General features: G+C 61.9%; 20 protein-coding genes. 9 read left to right on the top strand and 11 right to left on the bottom strand.

Going from position 1 to position 19,665, the window contains the following annotated elements; all coding sequences use genetic code 11:
* Window positions 1-20: 20 nt before the first annotated feature.
* Complete coding sequence (locus VGG22_03375) at window positions 21-1,352, top strand: MATE family efflux transporter (GenBank protein ID HEY1727404.1); 1,332 nt, start codon at window positions 21-23, stop codon at window positions 1,350-1,352.
* The gene (gene bioB, locus VGG22_03370; protein HEY1727403.1) at window positions 1,349-2,293 is read left to right on the top strand and encodes a biotin synthase BioB; all 945 of its coding nucleotides are present in this window, start codon (window positions 1,349-1,351) and stop codon (window positions 2,291-2,293) included. Before VGG22_03375 ends, bioB begins: the two co-directional genes overlap by 4 nt.
* Here bioB and VGG22_03365 read toward each other — a convergent pair.
* Genes VGG22_03365 through VGG22_03355 form a run of 3 tightly spaced genes read right to left on the bottom strand, consistent with a single transcriptional unit; the run spans window position 2,283 to window position 4,719 of the window.
* Complete coding sequence (locus VGG22_03365) at window positions 2,283-3,161, bottom strand: N-acetylmuramic acid 6-phosphate etherase (GenBank protein HEY1727402.1); 879 nt, start codon at window positions 3,159-3,161, stop codon at window positions 2,283-2,285. The genes bioB and VGG22_03365 overlap by 11 nt on opposite strands.
* 8 nt (window positions 3,162-3,169) lie before the next feature.
* Window positions 3,170-3,610 (bottom strand): SRPBCC family protein, encoded by a 441-nt coding sequence (locus VGG22_03360; protein HEY1727401.1) that lies wholly within the window; start codon window positions 3,608-3,610, stop codon window positions 3,170-3,172.
* Window positions 3,607-4,719, bottom strand: a complete 1,113-nt coding sequence (locus VGG22_03355; protein ID HEY1727400.1) for an XdhC/CoxI family protein — start codon at window positions 4,717-4,719, stop codon at window positions 3,607-3,609. The genes VGG22_03360 and VGG22_03355 overlap by 4 nt, the downstream gene beginning before the upstream one ends.
* A gap of 93 nt (window positions 4,720-4,812) precedes the next feature.
* Here VGG22_03355 and VGG22_03350 point away from each other — a divergent pair, with 93 nt between their 5' ends.
* Genes VGG22_03350 through VGG22_03335 form a run of 4 tightly spaced genes read left to right on the top strand, consistent with a single transcriptional unit; the run spans window position 4,813 to window position 9,710 of the window.
* Window positions 4,813-5,322 (top strand): (2Fe-2S)-binding protein, encoded by a 510-nt coding sequence (locus VGG22_03350; GenBank protein ID HEY1727399.1) that lies wholly within the window; start codon window positions 4,813-4,815, stop codon window positions 5,320-5,322.
* Window positions 5,322-7,652, top strand: coding sequence for a xanthine dehydrogenase family protein molybdopterin-binding subunit (locus tag VGG22_03345; protein HEY1727398.1), 2,331 nt, complete (start codon window positions 5,322-5,324; stop codon window positions 7,650-7,652). Before VGG22_03350 ends, VGG22_03345 begins: the two co-directional genes overlap by 1 nt.
* Window positions 7,649-8,500: a xanthine dehydrogenase family protein subunit M gene (locus VGG22_03340; protein HEY1727397.1), complete on the top strand. Its 852-nt coding sequence runs from the start codon at window positions 7,649-7,651 to the stop codon at window positions 8,498-8,500. Before VGG22_03345 ends, VGG22_03340 begins: the two co-directional genes overlap by 4 nt.
* Entirely contained in the window at window positions 8,388-9,710 is a 1,323-nt protein-coding gene (locus tag VGG22_03335; GenBank protein HEY1727396.1) for an FAD-dependent oxidoreductase, read from the top strand. Before VGG22_03340 ends, VGG22_03335 begins: the two co-directional genes overlap by 113 nt.
* Here the strand turns inward: VGG22_03335 and VGG22_03330 are convergent.
* From VGG22_03330 to VGG22_03305, 6 genes are read right to left on the bottom strand one after another with little or no spacing between them, the layout of a single operon-like run.
* Window positions 9,682-10,242, bottom strand: a complete 561-nt coding sequence (locus VGG22_03330) for a DUF4760 domain-containing protein (protein ID HEY1727395.1) — start codon at window positions 10,240-10,242, stop codon at window positions 9,682-9,684. The genes VGG22_03335 and VGG22_03330 overlap by 29 nt on opposite strands.
* Window positions 10,239-11,150 (bottom strand): BadF/BadG/BcrA/BcrD ATPase family protein, encoded by a 912-nt coding sequence (locus VGG22_03325; protein ID HEY1727394.1) that lies wholly within the window; start codon window positions 11,148-11,150, stop codon window positions 10,239-10,241. Before VGG22_03325 ends, VGG22_03330 begins: the two co-directional genes overlap by 4 nt.
* Window positions 11,143-12,297, bottom strand: coding sequence for an anhydro-N-acetylmuramic acid kinase (locus VGG22_03320; GenBank protein ID HEY1727393.1), 1,155 nt, complete (start codon window positions 12,295-12,297; stop codon window positions 11,143-11,145). The genes VGG22_03325 and VGG22_03320 overlap by 8 nt, the downstream gene beginning before the upstream one ends.
* Window positions 12,279-13,283: a serine hydrolase domain-containing protein gene (locus VGG22_03315; GenBank protein HEY1727392.1), complete on the bottom strand. Its 1,005-nt coding sequence runs from the start codon at window positions 13,281-13,283 to the stop codon at window positions 12,279-12,281. The genes VGG22_03320 and VGG22_03315 overlap by 19 nt, the downstream gene beginning before the upstream one ends.
* Before the next feature lie 31 nt (window positions 13,284-13,314).
* On the bottom strand, window positions 13,315-14,772 hold the full coding sequence (gene nagZ / locus VGG22_03310) for a beta-N-acetylhexosaminidase (protein ID HEY1727391.1): 1,458 nt from the start codon (window positions 14,770-14,772) through the stop codon (window positions 13,315-13,317).
* Complete coding sequence (locus VGG22_03305; protein HEY1727390.1) at window positions 14,769-15,062, bottom strand: hypothetical protein; 294 nt, start codon at window positions 15,060-15,062, stop codon at window positions 14,769-14,771. The genes nagZ and VGG22_03305 overlap by 4 nt, the downstream gene beginning before the upstream one ends.
* Before the next feature lie 3 nt (window positions 15,063-15,065).
* On the opposite strand from VGG22_03305, the gene VGG22_03300 reads away from it, so the two are divergent.
* On the top strand, window positions 15,066-16,478 hold the full coding sequence (locus tag VGG22_03300) for a retropepsin-like aspartic protease (GenBank protein HEY1727389.1): 1,413 nt from the start codon (window positions 15,066-15,068) through the stop codon (window positions 16,476-16,478).
* 11 nt (window positions 16,479-16,489) lie between these two features.
* Window positions 16,490-17,347, top strand: coding sequence for a hypothetical protein (locus tag VGG22_03295; protein HEY1727388.1), 858 nt, complete (start codon window positions 16,490-16,492; stop codon window positions 17,345-17,347).
* Here VGG22_03295 and VGG22_03290 read toward each other — a convergent pair.
* Complete coding sequence (locus VGG22_03290) at window positions 17,337-17,693, bottom strand: ATP-binding protein (GenBank protein HEY1727387.1); 357 nt, start codon at window positions 17,691-17,693, stop codon at window positions 17,337-17,339. The genes VGG22_03295 and VGG22_03290 overlap by 11 nt on opposite strands.
* Before the next feature lie 192 nt (window positions 17,694-17,885).
* Between VGG22_03290 and VGG22_03285 the strand changes: the two genes are divergently transcribed.
* Complete coding sequence (locus tag VGG22_03285) at window positions 17,886-18,260, top strand: hypothetical protein (GenBank protein ID HEY1727386.1); 375 nt, start codon at window positions 17,886-17,888, stop codon at window positions 18,258-18,260.
* Here the strand turns inward: VGG22_03285 and VGG22_03280 are convergent.
* Window positions 18,225-19,661: a tetratricopeptide repeat protein gene (locus tag VGG22_03280; protein HEY1727385.1), complete on the bottom strand. Its 1,437-nt coding sequence runs from the start codon at window positions 19,659-19,661 to the stop codon at window positions 18,225-18,227. The two genes, VGG22_03285 and VGG22_03280, sit on opposite strands and share 36 nt — an antisense overlap.
* Window positions 19,662-19,665 lie beyond the last annotated feature (4 nt).

Here is a 19,665-nt window from a genome sequence, read left to right as displayed (position 1 = left end):
CCCTTGATGATTCGCGGCCGATGTGGCAATCGCTGCTTGTCTTTCTCGTACCGCTCATGCTCAGCAACGTGCTGCAATCGCTCGGTCAAACGATCGGCTTCATCTACCTCGGACGCTTTCTCGGACCACAAGCGCTTGCGGCGGCCGGCAATCTGTTTCCGATCATCTTCCTGATGATCTCGTTTTTGATCGGCGTCGGAAACGCGAGCAGCATTCTGATCGGTCAAGCCCACGGCGCCGGCGACACGGAACGAATGAAACGCGTGGCCGGAACGACGCTCGGCGTAGGGCTCTCGCTCGGCGTAGCCGGCGGTGCGTTGTGCGTGATCTTCGTGCGACCGCTGCTGCACCTGATCGGCACGCCGGCCGACATCTTCGAAATATCCGCCGATTACGCGCGGGTCTTCTTCGCAGGGTTTCCGTTGCTCTTTACGTACCTCTTGTACTCGACGTTCCTGCGCGGTACCGGCGATTCAAAGACTCCGTTCTACTCGTTGATCGTAAGCACCGTGCTCACCATGGTGATCACGCCGGCGCTCATCTTGGGATGGTTTGGGCTTCCCAAACTTGGCGTCGTCGCCGCCGCCGCCGGCAGCATAATCGCAACCGCGCTCACGCTCATCATCCTTGGAATAACGCTGGTGCGCGAGCACAATCCGCTCGCGCCGAGCCGCGAACTACTCCGAGCCATGGCCCCGAACATGCGGCTCGTGGTGACGCTGCTTCGGCTCGGCGCGCCGATGGGCGTCCAAATGATCATGGTATCGCTGGCTGAGATCGCGGTCATCACCTTCGTAAACCGCTTCGGCTCGGATGCCACGGCAGCGTACGCAGCCGTCAACCAGATCGGAAGCTACGTGCAGTTTCCAGCACTCTCGATCGGCATCGCAGCTTCGATCTTCGGTGCACAAGCGATCGGGGCCGGACGAACCGAACTTCTTGGAGCGGTCATTCGGTCCAGCGTCGCCCTGAACTATATCGTAGAGGGAGTCTTGATCTTGATCGTGTACGGCTTCGCGAATGTGATCCTCGGAATGTTTTTGACGAGCGAGCACACGCACCACATCGCGCGCGATCTGCTCAACATCACGCTTTGGAGCTACGCGATCTTTGGAAACGCAACCGTCATCTCCGGCATCGTCCGCTCGAGCGGCACCGTTCTCGTTCCGATGTGCATTACGATCTTCTCGATTTGGGGGATCGAGGTTCCAGTCGCTTGGGTACTCTCGCATCGCATCGGCCTTCCCGGCGTGTGGTGGGGCTATCCGGCGGCGTTCGTCGTGAACGTCGCGCTGCAGTTTGCCTACTACGAGCTGGTGTGGCGTCGTAAGCCGCTGCGCGCAATCCGATGAGTATCATCGATCGGCTCCCGCTGGGCGCGGAGCAATTGCGCGAGATCGCAAGTTGGCCGTCCGAGCGCGTGCCGGAACTCTTGGCACTGGCCGGTGACGTTCGCAACGCCGCGTCCGGAAAACGCATCTCGCTCGAGATCCTCTACAACGCGAAGAAAGGCGGATGCTCGGAAGATTGTGCATTCTGCTCGCAGGCTGCACGCTACTCGACCGGTGTCGAGCCGGAGCAGCTCGCCGGCGTCGACGAATTCCTCGCGTCGGCTCGCGAAGCCGCCCGCCGCGGTGCGAGCGAGTATTGCATGGTCGTGGCGGTCCGCGGACCGTCGCCGCGTCTCCTCGAGCGTATCCTTGAAGCTACGCGCCGGATCAAGGCCGAGCTGCCATTGAACGTTGCAGTCTCGCTCGGAATTCTTACCGACGCTGATGTTGCGGCGCTGCACGACGCCGGCGTCGACAAGGTCAATCACAATTTGGAGACGTCGCGCCGGCACTTTCCGGCAATTTGCACGACGCACACGTTCCAGGAACGCTGGGACACGTGCTTGCTTGTGAAAGCGCACGGACTCGAGCTTTGCTGCGGCGGCATCATCGGAATGGGCGAGACGCTCGACGACCGCATTGATTTCTTACTTTCTTTGCAAGAGCTAGAGCCCCAGGAAGTCCCGGTCAACTTCCTCAATCCGCGACCGGGAACGCCGCTTGCCGATCGGCCGGTCCTGGAGCCGAACGAAGCGTTGCAATTCATTGCGCTAACACGCTTTGCGCTGCCAAACGCGTTGATTCGTCTTGCGGGCGGCCGCGAGATCACGCTGCGCGGCATGCAAGATCTGGGCTTCCGCGCCGGCGCGAACGGCTTGATTCTCGGCAACTATCTCACAACGCAAGGCCGATCGGACGAAGACGACTTCGCAATGCTCGAGCGGCTCGGCTTTACCGTTTAGGCGAGCGCTCCAAAACATCGCGAAGCGACGCGTTGTTGAGATCGAGCAACGTTTGCGCCGAATCCGAATCGATGCCCAGGCGTTCCATCACGACCGCTCGCTTCACGCTTCCGCCCGAACGCTCGAGCAACTCGCGGGCGCGCTCCTCACTGACACTGCAAAGCTCGCGCACGAGACGCAGCGCGCGGGCTCGAAGCTTTTCGCTCGTGGCGGCAACGTCGACCATGAGATTGTCGTAGACCTTTCCCAAGCGCACCATCACGGCCGTCGAAAGCGCGGATAGCACGATTTTCTGAGCCGTTCCCGCTAGCATCCGCGTCGAGCCGGAAAGCGGCTCCGCGCCGGTCGGCGTGACGATCGCGACGTCCGCGTGCTTGGCGAGGCGCGAATCGGGAGCGCTCGTGATCGCAACGGTCAGCGCACCCTTCGCTTTGGCTCGATCCAAACTCGCACACACAAACGGCGCACCACCGCTTGCGGAGATTCCGATCACCGCATCCTTTGCGTGGATATCGGCCTCGAATCCGTGCGTATCATCTTCAGCGCCTTCAACGGCTCCACTGATCGCCTCGAATCCGCCCGCGATGTGCGCGAGCGCAAGCGACGGCGGTACGCCGAACGTCGGCGGTAGCTCAGCCGCATCGAGGACACCGAGCCGTCCGCTCGTCCCGGCCCCGACATAGTGCAGTGTTCCACCGGAACGCAGGCGGGCGCTGATCGCATCCGCCGCACGTGCGATCTGCGGCACTGCGGCGCGCGCGGCATCGAACGCCCGCCCTTGCGCTGCGATCAAGGCGGCAACGAGATCGGTGGTCGGCATGCGGTCGAGTCCGCGCGTAGCCTCATCGACGGCTTCGGTTGGCGGCAAGCCTTCCGTCACAAGAGCTTGCTCAGATTATCCGCAAACGTCGCGATTTGTTTTTTGGCAACACCTTCGATCAGGCGTCCGCCGACCGTCGCGATGACGCCGCTGATCTTCGCATCCGCGCGCAGCTTGACGCGCGAACCAGAGCCGGCAGCTTCGACGTCCGTGGAAATCTTCGCGCGAACGCCGCCCCGCCCGCGCGCCTCGTTACCGTTGACCGAAAACTGCGCGTGGCGTGCTGCATCATCGAGCTGTTCGACCGTGATCGTCGCATCGTAGTTCACGTTGACGGGACCGACTTTGAGACCGACGTTCGCGCGATACGTCCGGTCGTCGACGGTCTCCGTGATCTTTGCGCCCGGGATGCAACCGGCGACACGAGGGATGTCTTTGAGCACACCCCAGACGCGATCGACCGGCGCGTCGACTTCAAAGGAATCCTCGATGATCATCGCGCCGCGATCGGAGCCCGAAGAGTCCCGTGTACGGGCTCGGTGCCTTTTGAGAGACTGCCGCCTTTACGGCCGGAACGCGTCGCTATGATCTCGGCCGCGATCGAGATGGCGGTTTCTTCAGGCGTACGCGACCCGATGTCGAGTCCAATCGGCGCATGGATCCTTGCGAGGTCATCTGCCGTAACGCCCGCGGCGCGAAGCTGCTCGACCCGCTCGGCGTGCGTGCGGCGGCTCCCCATCGCACCGATGTAGCCGGCTTGCGTGCGCAGAGCAACCTGTAAAAGCGGAATGTCGAACTTGGCGTCGTGCGTGAGAATCACGAGCGCGGTGCGTTCGTCGATCGGGGCCTTGTTCAGAAATTCATCGGGCCATTCGACCACGACTTCGTCAGCCTGCGGAAAACGCTGCCGCGTCGCAAAGATGGGACGCGCATCGATGACGCTGACGCGATATCCGAGATCTTTTCCGACGTGGACCATCGCGCGCGAAAAGTCGATGGCGCCGAAAATGTACATATTCGGCTTCGGCGCGAACGAACGGATGAACACGCGAACGTCCGTCCCGACCGGTTCACCCTCGTCGCCGAAGGTGCGAACGACGGTATCGCCTGCCGCGAGCAGCGCGCGTGCTTCCCCGCTCACCGCATGGTCGAGACCATCGTTACCCATCGAGCCATACGCGTCGTCGTTATGGCTCACGAGACGCACGCGTCCGGCAATCGCTCCGTCGAGACCGATTGCGAGCGCGATCGGCGCATCACGGCCGACTGCTTCCGCGATGCGGCGGAGAATCTGCGCATCGAGCATCTCGACGAAGATGTGAATCGTGCCGCCGCACGTCAGGCCAACCGAAATCGCTTGCGCATCGCTGATACCGTAGGTAACCAAACGCGCCCGCCCAGTGCGCAGAACGTCCTGTGTTTCTTCGTACACCGCGCCTTCGACGCAACCGCCACTTACCGACCCGGCAACTTCACCACGATCGTTGACGGCCATCGCGGCGCCGGGATCGCGCGGCGCTGAAAACTCGACCGCAACGACAGTCGCGATCGCGACCCGGCGACCGTCGCCCTGCCAGCGCTCCAACGTTTCCAGAATGTCGATCATTGGCGGTTCATCCAGGCTCCGCGTCCAGGGAGGATTTTCCTTTCAAGGGGTGCGAGTTTGCGGACCCCACGCGTGTGATTTTGGAGAGCGTCCATGCAGACGAAACCTTCCATTTCTTCTTCTACGGCGCCCGCGCAAACCGCGATCGAAGTCGAGGTTAACGGCGAGAAACACGCACTTACCGTCGAACCGCGTCTTCTACTCGCGCACATGCTACGCGAGCGCCTTGGTCTGACCGGGACGCACATTGGATGCGACACGTCCAGCTGTGGTGCGTGCACCGTGCTTCTCGAGGGCAAGTCCGTCAAAAGCTGTACGGTTCTTGCGGTGCAAGCCGATGGTCGAGCCGTGACGACGATCGAAGGCATCGGTACGTCGCGTTCGCTGCATCCGATGCAAGAAGCGTTTTGGGCCGAGCACGGGCTGCAGTGCGGTTATTGCACTACCGGCATGATCATGGCATCCCTCGACCTGATCGCACGCAACCCCGATCCATCTGACGAGCAGATCCGTGAAGGATTAGGCGGCAACATCTGCCGCTGCACCGGCTATCACAACATCGTGCGCGCGGTCAAAGCAGCCGCGAAGGCGGTCAAGAAGTAATGGCATTCACGACGATGGTCGGCGCGCGCATTCGGCGCCGCGAGGATCCGCGCCTCATAACCGGACGCGCAAGCTATACCGACGATTTCAAAACGATTGGGACCTTGTACGCGAGCTTCGTGCGCAGCCCATACGGACACGCGAAGATTCGCGCAATCGATACGTCCGGTGCTAAAGATCATCCAGGCGTCATCGCCGTATACGTTGGCACCGATCTGGCCGACGCCGGTGTCAAGGGTTTGCCGTGCGCGCATAAACTTCCCGAGCTCAACGTCCCCCCGCACCCGGCGCTCGCGATCGGCGAGGTCCGTTACGTCGGCGAGCCGGTCGCGGTCGTCATTGCCGACGATCCTTATGTTGCACGTGACGCTGCCGAGCTCGTGGAGATCGCATACGACGAGCAGCCTGTCGTCGTCGATCCACTCCAAGCGCTCGAAGGAAAGACGCTCGTTCACGAAGCGTTCGGAACGAACATTGCGTTCCGCCTCCCGATCGCCGCAGGCGATACCGATGCAGCCTTCAAATCGGCAGACGTCGTCATCAAACAGCGCTTCATCAACCAGCGCTTGGCGCCGGTTCCGATAGAAACGCGCGCGGTGCTTGCACAGTGGAATCCCGGCGAGGAAGGGCTGACGATAACGACCTCGACACAGATTCCGCACTTGCTGCGAACGCAGCTCGCGGTTGCGCTCGGCATGCCCGAGAATCACATTCGTGTCATCGCGCCCGAAGTCGGCGGCGGTTTCGGCGCGAAGCTGAACGTCTACGCCGAAGAAATCGCGTGCGGCTGGATCGCGATGCAGCTCGGGCGTCCGGTGAAATTCACCGAGACGCGCTCCGAATGTTTTACCGCCATGATCCACGGCCGCGATCAAGTCGACGACGTCGAGGTCGCCGTCAAAAACGACGGCACGATCCTCGGCCTACGCTTACGCGTGGTCGCAAATCTCGGTGCATACTTTCAGCTGCTGACGCCGGTCATTCCGACGTTGACGCTGCTCATGGCCCCGGGGTGCTACGCGATCAAGAACATCTCGACGGAGTGCATCGGCGTCTTCACCAACACGATGTCGACCGACGCATATCGCGGCGCCGGCCGTCCGGAAGCGACGTATTTGATCGAGCGAACGCTGGACCTGATCGCGCGTAAGCTCAATCTCGATCCGGTCGAAGTGCGACGGCGCAACTTCATCAAAGCCGATTCGTTCCCGCATACAACCGCGATGGGCTTGACGTACGATTCCGGCAACTACGAAGCCACGATGGATCAAGCACTCAAAGCGGCCGACTATCCCGGTTTGCGCAAAGCGCAGGCCGAAGCCCGTAAGGCGGGCCGGTTACTCGGGATCGGTTTGTCGACGTATGTCGAGGTGTGCGGGATGGGCCCGTCGGCTGCGATGCCGGCCGCGGGTTGGGACTCCGCAACCGTGCGTGTCGAGCCCACGGGCGCCGTCACGGTGCTCACCGGTATCTCGCCGCACGGACAAGGCGAGGAGACGACATTCGCGCAGATCGTCGCCGACGAGCTCGGCGTTCCGATCGAACAGATCATCATCGTGCACGGCGATACTGACCGAGTGCAATATGGTGTCGGAACCTTCGGCTCACGCGGTACCGCAGTCGGAGGCGCTGCGCTCAAGCTCGCACTCGATGTGATAAGAGAAAAGGCGATGAAGATCGCAGCCCATCAGTGGGAAGCGAGCCCCGACGACGTCGAGTATCGTGACGGCAAGATCATGGTCAAAGGCGATCCGTCGAAGGCGATGACGACCGCCGAAGCCGGCTTCCTGGCATTTATGGGCGACAAGTTGCCGCCCGGCCTCGAACCGGGACTCGATGCGACGCGCCGGTTCGAGCCGCCGAACTTCGTGTATCCGTTCGGGACGCACATCTGCGTCGTCGAGATCGATCCGCAAACCGGCTCGACCAAGATCGTGCGCTACCTCGCAACGGATGATTGCGGCAAAGTCATCAATCCGATGATCGTGGCGGGACAAGTTCACGGCGGACTTGCGCAAGGCATCGCGCAGGCACTCTTCGAGGAAGTCGTCTATGACGAAGACGGTCAGCTGCTCACCGGGACGCTGCTGGACTATGCGGTTCCGCGTGCCGAGCATCTTCTGAATTTCGAACTCGACCATACGGTCACCCCGACCGACGTCAACCCGCTCGGCGTGAAAGGCGTCGGCGAAGCAGGCACGATCGGATCGACTCCGGCGGTCGTCAACGCGGTCATCGATGCGCTTGCACCGTTCGGCATCACGCATCTCGACATGCCGCTCAAACCCGAAAAAGTCTGGACCGCAATCCAACAAGCAGGTGGGCTATGATTCCGGCAGCTTTCGACTATTCGCGACCACGCTCGCTCGACGAAGCATTCGCACTCCTCGCCGAGCACGGAGCCGACGCCAAGCTGATTGCAGGCGGACACAGCTTGCTTCCGATGATGAAGTTGCGTCTCGCAACTCCGGCGATGCTCATCGACATCTCGCGCATCGCCGGCCTCGACGGGATTCGAGCCTCGGGCGATTCGATCACGATCGGCGCGCTCGCAACGCACGCTGCAATCGCTGCGGATGCGAACGTTCGCAAACTGGTTCCGGCCCTTGCCGATGCCGCAAGCCACATCGGCGATACCCAGGTTCGCAACCGCGGGACGATTGGTGGTTCGTGCGCGCATGGCGATCCCTCGGCGGATTATCCCGCCGTCATGCTCGCGCTCGACGCATCATTGACGTTACAATCTCGCTCGGGCAAGAAAACCGTCAATGCAGGCGACTTCTTCCGTGGCATGTTCGAAACGGCGCTCGAACCGGACGCCCTGCTCGTCGAAATCACGCTGAAGGCCGCGCCGAAATCCGCATACGCAAAGTTCCCGCATCCAGCCTCGCACTACGCGGTCGTCGGGGCTGCAGCGAACCTGACGCTGAACGGAAACGTGATTAGCTCGGCACGCATCGCGATCACCGGCGTCGGCGATCACGCTTTCCGTGCATCGAATGTCGAGAAAGCGCTCACCGGCGTTGATCCCAGCGACGCGGCAGCGGTGAAGGCCGCGTGCGTCGATGCAGGCGCGGGGATTGAAGCGCGTTCCGACGTCTTCGCCTCCGGCCGATACCGCGCCGCGATGGCGGAAGTATACGCCGCGCGTGCAATCGACGCAGCCGCAAAGCACTAGTACACAATGCTGTATCGCCGGCGGAGGCCCCGCCGGCGTGATGCTCGGGTACATTCTCGCGCGCGCCGGCGTCGATGTCATGGTGCTCGAGAAGCACGAGGATTTTTTCCGTGACTTTCGCGGCGATACCATCCACCCGTCGACGTTCACGGTCATGCAGGAGCTTGGACTGCTCGATGACTTTCTGAAGGTACCACACGATGAGATCAGCCAGCTGAGAGGACGCATCAGCGGTGTCGATCTGAAGATCGTCGATCTTCGTTACGTCCCGGGGCCGTGCAAGTTCATAGGAATGATGCCGCAATGGGATTTCCTGAATTTTCTCGCGGAGCGCGGCCGGCGACTCTCGACGTTTCGTTTGGAGATGAAGACCGAGGTAATCGATCTGCTGTTCGATGGCGAGACCGTCGCCGGCGTTCGCGCACGGACGCCTTCAGGCACGCTCGAGATTCGGGCGTCGCTCGTCGTGGCTGCCGACGGACGCGACTCGATTTTGCGCGAGCGCGCACACATGCAACCCATCGATCACGGCGTCCCGATCGATGTTCTATGGTTCAGGCTTCCTCATGAAAAGGACGACCCGCCGCCAAGTTTCGGAAACATCGCCCCGGGCGGCATCCTCGTCACGATCCCGCGCGGCGATTACTTTCAGTGCGCGTTCGTGATCAAGAAGGGTGGCTTCGAAGAGATCAAACAGCGCGGCATTCAGTACCTCCGAGATAGAATCGCGGAGCTTGCGCCCTATGTCGCCGCTCGGGTCGACGATCTGAAGAGCTTCGATGACGTCAAGCTCCTTACGGTCAGCATCAACCGCTTACCGGTCTGGGCGCGACCGGGTTTACTCTTCATCGGTGATGCCGCGCACGCGATGTCGCCGATCGGCGGCGTCGGAATCAACCTCGCGATTCAAGATGCCGTTGCCGGCGCGAACATTCTCGCCGGGCCGCTCAAGAATCATATGCTGCGCATGAGCGATCTCAATGCCGTTCAACGCCGTCGTGAGTTTCCGACGAAAGTGATTCAGGGCGCGCAGCTCCTCGTTCAAAACCGGGCGATGACCCAGATTCTGAACACGAAGCAGAACTTCAAGCCGCCGATGATCTTACGCGTCCTCGACAAGGTCGCGCTGTTACGGCGCATACCGGCGTATTTGGTCGGGATCGGTCCGCGTCCCGAGCATGTTAGGTGCTTGAACTCTCGCTCTTCTTGAGTTGACGCCAACGCGGTAACGTGCGCGGATACGTGCCGTTGGGATACTTTTCAATAAATTGCCGCGAGATGACCGCAAGATATTCAAAATTCTCGTACACTCTCTCGGTCTTCCGCTTCTTGCGCATCACGTCGATCAGCGGCCAAAGAACTTCCCACATGGCGACGATCGGAACGCACCCAACGTCGAGATAGGCCTCGCGATCGATCATCCCATATTTCACGTACGACCCGACTTGTTCGTAGTAGTCGCAGATGTGGAACTCGGGATGTTCTGAGCGCAGTACCGGCCCCGGTTTTGCGATGTTGTCCAGATATGACACATCTTTCAAGCGTTCGCGAAGCTCGTTGCGCACGTACGAAACCCAGCTCTGCATTTCCGGCTTCTGCCAATCTTGCAGAATCGTTACCAAACCCGTAAGACTGTTCGCCACACGCAAATGGCGAAGCTGAATGATGCCGACGATCGCCGTCAGCCCAAACACAACGAGTGTCAGTCCGCTGAAAACGGCGGTCCAGAAATCCGGACTCATCCGCAACCTCTTTCTGCAAGACGGACGGCACCCTCTACCGGATCGCCACCCGCAACGATCGCTGCGTTCGGGAGCGACGATACGATCTTGCTCTTGAGCAATGCGGTCAGCAAATTCTCTTCACGCAATAATCCGCCCGATAGCGCCACGTTGGTTCTTGCTTCCGTAAGATGAGCGGCGGAAGCGACGTCGATGACGAGCTGCGCCAGCTGACCGGCAGCGGCTTCGACGATCGTCTTTGAGGCACGATTCCCTTTGCCGGCAAACGCGAGTATGCTCGGTGCAAGTGCCGCTATTTTTGCGACGTCGATTCGTTCGTGGTAGACGGCGCGTATGAGTGAAGACCGGTTCGCCACACCGAGATGCCGCGCAACCAGCCGGCTCGTCTCTTCGGCACGCGCACGTCCGTCGTAGACGCGGCCGAGCAAACGAAGAGCTTCGAATCCAATCCAACCCGCCGAACCCTCGTCACCGAGTAGATACCCGAGACCGCCCGCGCGGTGAAGATTCCCCTCGGGATCGCTCGCGAGGGCGATCGATCCGGTCCCCGCGACGATCACGATACCTGGTCCCTGCGGAATCGCAGCCCGCAGAGCTATTTCGACGTCGTCGCCAACGCGCACGTTCGATGAAGGGAAAGCGACGCGAACGATTGCTTCGAGGTCACGCGCGACGTCGGGGCTACCAGCGCCCGCAGCTCCGATATGAATCGCCGAAATCGTTTCGGACGTCTGGTCGCCGCACGCTTCGCGAATCGTGCGTAAGATGACGACGGCTGCAGCATCGATGCCCGCGATCGTGGCGTTCGCGCCGGCGCCTTGCGCGCGGCGCACGATCATTTTGCCGCTCGCGAGCGCCGCTGAGGTCTTCGTAGCACCCGCATCGACACCGACCACGACGCTAGCCACGCGTGCCTCCCGTCTCGCGCCCGATCTTTGCGAGGAGCACCGCAAGTTCGTAGGGCACGATCGAACCAAGAACCACGGGTGCGCGCGCGCCCGTTACGCGCGGCAGATTTGCGGGACGTCCACGCAGCGTCTCGTATCCGAGAATCGCAAATGCAACGGCTTCCTTCGCATCCGCGCTTATTCCGAAGTCGTCGGATTGCGCGATGCGTGGTGCGTCGTCGAGTGCATGGCGCAACATTTGCACCAGCGCGGGGTTGCGTGAACCTCCGCCGCCGAGAATCACGCGCGCTCCGCGAGCACCGTAGCGGCGAATTGCATCTGCCAGCGGACGAATCGTAAAGGCAGCCAGCGTTGCGCATCCATCTTCAACGCAAAGCCCACCCAGCGTTTGCCGATGCGCATCGAGAATTTGCCGGCCGAACTGTTCGCGGCCGGTTGATTTCGGCGGCTCGAGCGCAAAGTATGGATCGGCGAGCAACGCGTCGAGCAGGCTCTCGTCGACGGTCCCCTTCGACGTGAGCATGCCGTCAAAATCCATAACCTCGCCGGTTCGCTCGCGAACGAATGCATCGAGCAATATCGTACCGGGACCCGCATCGAACGCGACGGCGTCGTTTGGTGTGCCGCCGCGTGGGAGAATCGTCAGGTTGCAGATCCCGCCGATGTTGACCGCGACGCGATCTTCTTCGCTCGACCCGAACACGATCGCATCGACGAACGGCACCAAGGGCGCCCCTGAGCCGCCAAGTGCGCAATCCGCAGAACGGAAATCCCACACGACACTCGCCCGCAGCTCATCGCGCAACTCGTACGGACGGCCGATTTGCAGCGTCGTCGAGCGCGGACCATCGTGATACAACGTCAAGCCGTGCGTCGCGATGAAATCGATGCGGTCACCTTCTATTGCGGCGACGGCAGTCGCGGTAAAGGCAGCGCCCAGATCCGCGTGAAGCTGCGCGACCGCCGCCGTGCTTCCGCGCTCGGGCGGCAGTGCGGCTTCCAATCGCTCGCGAAGCCGAGCGTCAAATGGTTGGCTGATGAAACGCTGGACCGTTACGGCGTAGCCCTCGCCGCGCGGCTCGAGCTCGACGAGCGCGGCGTCGATCCCGTCCAGCGATGTGCCGGACATCAGGCCGAGTGCGCGCATCGCTCCACAAAGTCGACTGCTTCATCACAAACTGCTGCGCGAAGCGCGCGAAGATCGCCGCGTTCGAAGTGCACCGCATTGGTGAGCAAGACGACGCCCACGTCGAGATCGGGATCGCACCACAGCGACGTCCCGGTGAAACCCGTGTGGCCGAACGCACGCGATCCCATTTTCGTCCCGCACGAGTTCTCGTTCGACGTTCGCAGCACCCAGCCGAGTCCTCGCCTTGCAATCGGATCGAACGCCTGCTCTTTGAGCGACTCGCGGACGATATCGAGGTCGAGCGGCGCAGCCTCGCCACCTCGCAGCGCGCCGAGATAGATCTCCGCGACGCGCGCGACGTCACGTGCATCGCCGAAGAGTCCCGCGTGTCCCGCGACGCCGCCCATCACGTGCGCCTTCTCGTCGTGCACGCTTCCCTGTACGAGACCGCGCCACTCGTCGCGTTCGGTCGCGGGAATGCGTTTGCGCTCCGCTTGCGGCGGTCGAAAACCGAGCGATGGCGTGCCGCTTCCCGCCAGCGTTTCCGCGACGATCGACTGCAGTGAGCGCGAGCGCAGTCGTTCGATAATGACGCCGAGCGTAATAAAACCGAGATCGCTGTACACAACTTTTTCGCGCGGTGCGGCGACGAGCTCGCGTGTCAACGCGTATTCTTCGACCCGAACGCCGCTTTCCAGCAGCCCTCGATAGTCGGCACCCGACGCGAAGCCCGCGTCGTGCGAGAGAATCATGCGCAACGTAATCGGAGCGTGCGGCGTGTTACGCCATTCCGGGATGAGACCGGTGAGTGGAGCATCGAGCTCGATCCTACCGCTCGATACGTGCGCAAGCGCGACCGTCGACACCACGATCTTTGTGAGCGATGCCAAGTCAAATCGCGTGTCGACAAAAACTGGATCGCCGTCGTCTCGACGCGTCCTGCCGTAGGCGCCCTCGAAGGCTAGCCGTCCACCGTGCTCGACACGCACGACCGCTGCGGACAGGCGCGCTCCGACAGCGGCACGCAGCGCGACGTCAGGAGTTCGCAGAACGCGCAGTCATCACGTCGGCAACGCCTTCGATACTGACCTCCGTGTCGTTGTAGATGCACACAAGATTCTCGGCGGTCTCGAACAGTGCAGCGTCATACGGCTCGCGCGCCGAGATCAGGATCGCACTGGGCACAGCCTGCAACAAACGCCTTATGGCTGCGGCTTGACCCGAATGCACATGAGCGCGTCGCATCACGATCACGATCTGCCTTCCGGGCATTCCGGCGAGAACCATCGCAAGCAGCTCGAGCTCGTCGTCGCGCGGCTCGACGGAGACGCGCATGATCTCGCTCTTGTGCCCGCGCTTGCGAAGCGCGGCCGAGAGCGAGGCGGATTCACCTTGTTCGAACGAGATCACGGTAACCGGTACGCGCGCTTCGAGGGCGATGCCACCGCGCACGATCGTAACTGCCTTACGGGCGATCTCTCGACCAACTTCCGCATCCGCGTCATACGGCCCGTTCGAGGGGATAGAAGCACGTAAAGCGCGCATCCGCGCCGCCGCTTCCGCGAGCCGCTCGGATGACAGCGCGCCGCTTTCGACCGATGCGACGATCGCTTCGATCGACGCCTCGGCCAGATCGAGCCGATGCGAAATCAAAATGCAATCGACGCCCGCCCGCAGTGCGCGCGGTGCGACCGCCGCATCGGCTTCGCCGAGCGCGGCCATTTCGACACAATCGCTGAACACGACGCCGCCGAACTGCATCTCCTCACGCAAAAGATCGTATAGAATCGCGCGCGACATCGTGGCGGGCGAATCCGGATCCAGCGCCGGCACGACCACGTGCGCGGTCATAATGGCCGGAATCCCGGCCCGAATCACGTTTGCGAACGGTACAAGGTCGCGTTTGCGCAACGTCGTCGCATCGACCGTCACGACCGGTTGCGCGACGTGAGAGTCGGTCGACGTCGCGCCATGTCCGGGGAAGTGCTTGCCGACCGGGACAACGCCTCCGGCTTGCAAGCCTTGCGCAAAGGCACGCCCGAATTCAGAGACGCGGTGCGGATCGCTTCCGAACGAACGCGTTCCGATAACCGTGTTGCACGGCTCGAGCGCAAGATCGAGAACCGGTGCAAAGTCGAGATTGACGCCGAGCGCACGTAAGTCGCTGCCCAAGCGGTGCGCCGCCCGGCGCGCCAAGTCGATGTCGCCCGTCGCACCAAGCGCCATCATCGAGGGCAGGGCAACGACGCCGTCGCGTAGTCGCGCAACCGCACCGCCTTCCTGATCGATGCCGATGAGCGCCGGCATCGTATCGCCGAGCGCGTGCTGCAATGCGGACGTCAGATTCCGAACTTGATTGGGATGCTCGAGATTTCGCGGAAAGAGAATCGTTGCGCGAATACCGAGGCGGGCGATACGGTCGAGCGGCGCATCCACGTCACTCGTTCCGGTAAAGCCCGTGCAGATGACTTGCGCTGCGAGCTCCGACGTCACGAAAGCTCGCGCAGAAACGCTTCGCGTGGGTCTTCTCCCTGACCGGCACGGGCGGCCCGGACAAGATCACGCAACCGCCGGATCAGCTCGTCCTCCGGCGCCTTACCGGCAGCCAGCGCCCGAATCGCGATCAGCGCTTCGTCAGCCGCGCGCTCACCAATCGCCTCAAATGCCCGATAAAATGGCGCTGCGCGCGGATCATCGAGACGATCGCGAAGGATGTGCTCGATCGCTTCGCGCTTCGAAGGCTTTCCATCGAGGAGGTATCCGTCCAGCGGCCGCAAGTCCATCTCATGCGTTGGTTGTGCCTGTTCGCAGTCATGCTCCTGGTTGGCGCAACGCCGGCCAAATCGGACTTGCTTGAACGCGCGATGCAGTCATCGGGCGCGCCCTGGCGCTTCCACGTCGTCAGCCGCATCGCGGACACGCAAACGCAAATCGACGAACAACGCGATCTCGTCGTAACGCAAAGTTGCCGCGGCGTCGTTTGCCGAGGAACAGTCGTGAACTCCGCGCGCGGACGTGTTTCGTTTTTTTGGTACAACGAAACGCCGATTTTGCAGTCGACGCTGCTCGATCCGTTCCAGATCACACTGCGCGCGATCGTTTCGTATGCGTTTACGTCACCCACATTCACGGCGAACGGCGGCACGGTCGTGGCGCTCGCCGAGCGGCGTCTGGGTGACGCGTCTGTTGCGCCGTACGCCGTCACGGCGCCGCACGGCGCTCAACTTGCCGCGCTGCTCGACCCGGCTACGGGGCTCTTGGTCGCGGTCGCGCAAGGCAACGACGTCATCTACCGCTACGAGGATCAGCGACGCGTCGGGCCGCTCATGCTTCCTTTTAGTGTCGCCCGCGGCGACGGGAGCAGCGAGACGTTCGATGACCGGCACATCGCGGACGCCCCACTATCGCCGCCGGCGGGCCCCCCGGTCACCTTTGCCCCGAGCGCCCAAACGCTCGGGCTCGAACCCGGCGATCTTCCGCGTTTCCCGTGCAGGGTCGAGAACATCGCCGCGCGCTGCGTCCTCGACACAGGATCGCCCGGACTCGCAATGAGTTTGGACCTTGCCGACCGGCTGGGCAAGAAGCTCGTCGGTTCGTTCGAGATCGCGGGGCTCGGGACGATGAGCAGCGGCATCGTCCGCGCCGATTCGCTCTCGCTCGGCTCGATGCACCTGGGTCCCGCACTGTTCGCGATCTTGCCTGACGTCGGCGGTTTTGGAGCCGACGTCCTGATCGGGACGGACGTCCTCGCCCGGGCGGTCGTTCGCGTCGATCCCAAACTTCGGACGATTGCCTTCGAACCGCCGGGGTCGGCGATCGACGGTACCCATGTCGCGCTCAGCTTCGATGGGTTCACGCCCTCGGTCGCGTTCCGGCTCGAGACCTTGGCTGAAAACCTGGTCCTCGACACAGGTGATAACGCCTCGATCGATCTTTCTGAGGACTTCGCACGGACCCACCCCGATCTGGTCACTACGAAGATGCGCGGCCATGTCGTCGGCGTGGGCGGTCTCGGAACGCGCGCAATCGGGCACATCGGCCACGTCGAATTCGCCGGCATTTCGCTGACGAGCGTCCTCGCCGACATAACGAAGAGCCCCGGGTCGCCGGCATCGCGCGTCGGGAATGCATTCCTATCGCGTTTCGCCTTTGACCTGGACTATACAGAACTCCGCATGAGCGTGCGTCCGCCTCGTTGAAGGGCGTTTTAATGGAAGCTCTAGGCGACGAGCTCTTTTCTTTTCAGAAGGCTGAATGGGATCGGCTCTCGAGCCACTCCAGCCGGGATGCCGCCGCCCTGCACGGGCAGTTTGGCCACATCCTGCGCGGTTATCGTTACCTCGAGCTGGTCCACGAGCGCCACGTCCCGACGGCCAAACACTATAAAGAGCTTTTGGCTCAACTGATTGCACGCATGGACCCCGCCTTCGAGGGCGGCGCGATCACGTACGACGACGAGATGGCGACGATGGACACCGACATGGCCGATCTGCTCGATGTCGCGCACATCGATCTCGAAACGTTCTATCTTTTTGCCAAAGTCGTTCTCGAGCGCGTTGCGCAGTATATCGAGCTCTACTTCGGCTCCGAACCGAAGCTCTCGGTGCGCTCGCACGACAAGCTCCGCGCCAACTTTTCTGAGTTCGCGCTACGCCGCGGAATCGTTATTCCAGACGGTTTTAACCCGACTTTTGCGCATGTTCACGACATGGTGTTTACGCACCAATCGGAATCGGCGACCAACGATTCACGTGTCGCGCAATCACCGAGCGATTTGATGATCGCGCACACCGACAACACGCCGGGCAGCAATGGTTCATCCAACGGCGTCATGCGGCTTTCGCTTACGACGGGACAGTTGCTCAACGTCGTCGACGCCTATTTGCGCGCGACGCTCGAGCTCGTTCGCGCGAATCCGAGCCGTGCCAAGATGCTGCGGAAGCGCCGCGTCCGCGACCCGCAGCCGGCAGCACCCGCCGCCCAGGCGATGCCTGAATTCAGTAAGCCCTTCGAAGAGGAAGCGCCCAGCTTCGCCATCGTGGTCGAAGCGCCGGCCTCTATTTTTTAAAGACCATCGTCACCGTCGTCCCATCGACGGTCTCGATCGAGACGGCCTCGGCCAACGCCCGCATGATCAAGAGACCGAACCCTCGCCTTGAGGGCAGGTCGCCTTCTTCGGTCATCGTGCCTTTTCCGCGATCGCGGACCTGGAGCGCGATGATCTTGTGCTCCGTGCAGCAGTAGATCGAGAGCACCATCTTGCCGCGCGTCCCCGCCGGGTAGGCGTGCTGGACCGTGTTGGCCAGCGCTTCGCCGCCCGCGATCATGACCTCGTGGATCCACTCCGACCGAACCGCGCATTCCTCGAGGAACGACCGCAGGACAGCCCTCCCCGCGGCAGCGTTCTTAGGCACGGCTAAAAACTCGCGGACGATCGCGACTCCGTCACTGCAAATCGAGTCAGCTGGTGCCCCGCTCGCCATCCCCCGCCCCCGGTTCAGTCTACCCCTAAAATCATCCCCCGGAAGGCTAAAGAACCCACCTTGGGACGCCGATACCAATAGCAAGACCAGCTGACTCTATTACACGGAAGTTTGAGAGCAACTATGTCCCTCGCGGTAGTTAACGGAACCACATCGAGCGTCGGGAGCAACACCCTAGCGGATCTGAATCTGTCCAGCGCCCAAAGCGCGCAGATCCAGCAAATCCTCTCAGAGCTGCAATCCGGGATGCTCAGCCCGATCGAAGCACGCGCACAAATCGCGGCGATTGCGAGTGCCCCGCAACAAGCGTCAGGCGGCCAAACCTCGACGCCACAAACGATCTCGGCCTCGCACGATAGCGTGCCGCTCCAGCAGTACTACGAGCTGCCGCTCCCGCAGGAGTCGCTCGCAGGCGCGCTGCCGAGCTACAATTCGCAAGGCGCAGCGACCGACGCAGTTTTCTCAGGGGCTTCGCAGACGGTCAACGCGCGCGCTTAGTCGCGCTAACATCTTGATAACCGCGACCACGATCCGCTCGGCCGGAAGCCGGCGGTAGGTCGCGGTGTCGTGTTGTTCCGGGATGACAACTGTCATCGTCGCATTGGACTCGTAGAGCAGAACGTTTCCGTTCGCATCGATGCCGAAGTCGATGCCGCCGAACTCGAGATTCATTGCCCGCACGATGTTCCGCAAGGCATGCATCGTACGCTCACCGAGAAACGCCGGCATGTCCGAGAGGAAGCGCTCTTCTTCCGCCCGGTGCGCTGCGTCGTTCATTTGTGCGGATCCGTAGTGAACTTTCCAATCGGGCGATATCGCGAGGTGCAGCGGATATAGATCGCCATCGACCATGATGGCACGGAACTTGCGATATTTCCCATCTGCACCGCGTCCGTCGAGATATTCGATCGCAAGAATGGTGTCGCCCGGAAGACTCTCGAGCGCCGGGGCAAGCTCTTCAGCACGATCAACTTTGACGAAAAAGCGGCCGGTGTGAAAACCGGGAGCGCGCAACAAGATCGGATATGCGAGTGCGATCTGCGTGCCGGACGAGCGCGAAAATTGACGGACCTGCGGAGCCACAACTCCTTCGAGGGCGCGCAACCTCGCCGCGTTCTCCAGGCGTCCCGTCACGAGCACGTGATCGGGATGGTTCACGACCGGTGCATCCGTTCGTGCGAGAATTTCTTTTGCGCGAACGAGTGCTTCCGCACAGCGATCCGCATCGCCGATCGCATTGAAGACGACGTGATGCGGCGGGAGCGAAACCTCATCGTCGAACAGTTCGACCACGAGCGCGGTCGTGAGAAAGATGCGTTCGTCGAGAAACTGCGCGGTCGAAACAGTTCCGCCCAGCGTCGAACATAACAACAACACGCGCACGGGCTCGCCGTCGCCGCGATACGAGCCTTCCATGATCGCCTCGCGAAAGCCCGAACCGCGGTGACGGTTTGCGCCTTCGGAATCGCCCAGCTCGTCAAGAACGTACGCGAGTCCTTGATGCGCCATGGGGTGCTCGGGATCGAGCTCAAGGACACGCTCGTAGTGCCGGCGCGCGTGATCGAACTTGCTACCGAAGACGAACGTGTACGCGAGATTAAGGTGACTTGCGACGTCATCCGGATGCTTGCTCGCTGCCTCGGCAAACGCAGCCTGCGCCGCCGTCCTCGCACCAGATTTGTAGAGAAGCAGCCCAAGCGCATTGAGGGCTCGAGCGTCACCGGGTTGTTTTGCAAGAATACCGACGTATTCCATACGCGCCAGCTCTGTGTGCCCGAGGATTTGGAGCAAGCTTGCGCGTTCGTAACGCAAATCGATTGACGCCGGATCGGCGCTGAGCCGTTCCTCGACGTCACGTAACGCGTTTTCGACGGTCGCGCTAAACGGGAGAGGCCCCATACTT

This window comes from Candidatus Baltobacteraceae bacterium (genome assembly GCA_036489885.1).
Lineage (GTDB): Bacteria > Vulcanimicrobiota > Vulcanimicrobiia > Vulcanimicrobiales > Vulcanimicrobiaceae > JAFAMS01.
Note: the sequence above shows the minus strand (reverse complement) of the source record. Positions and strands in the feature narration are given on the sequence as shown.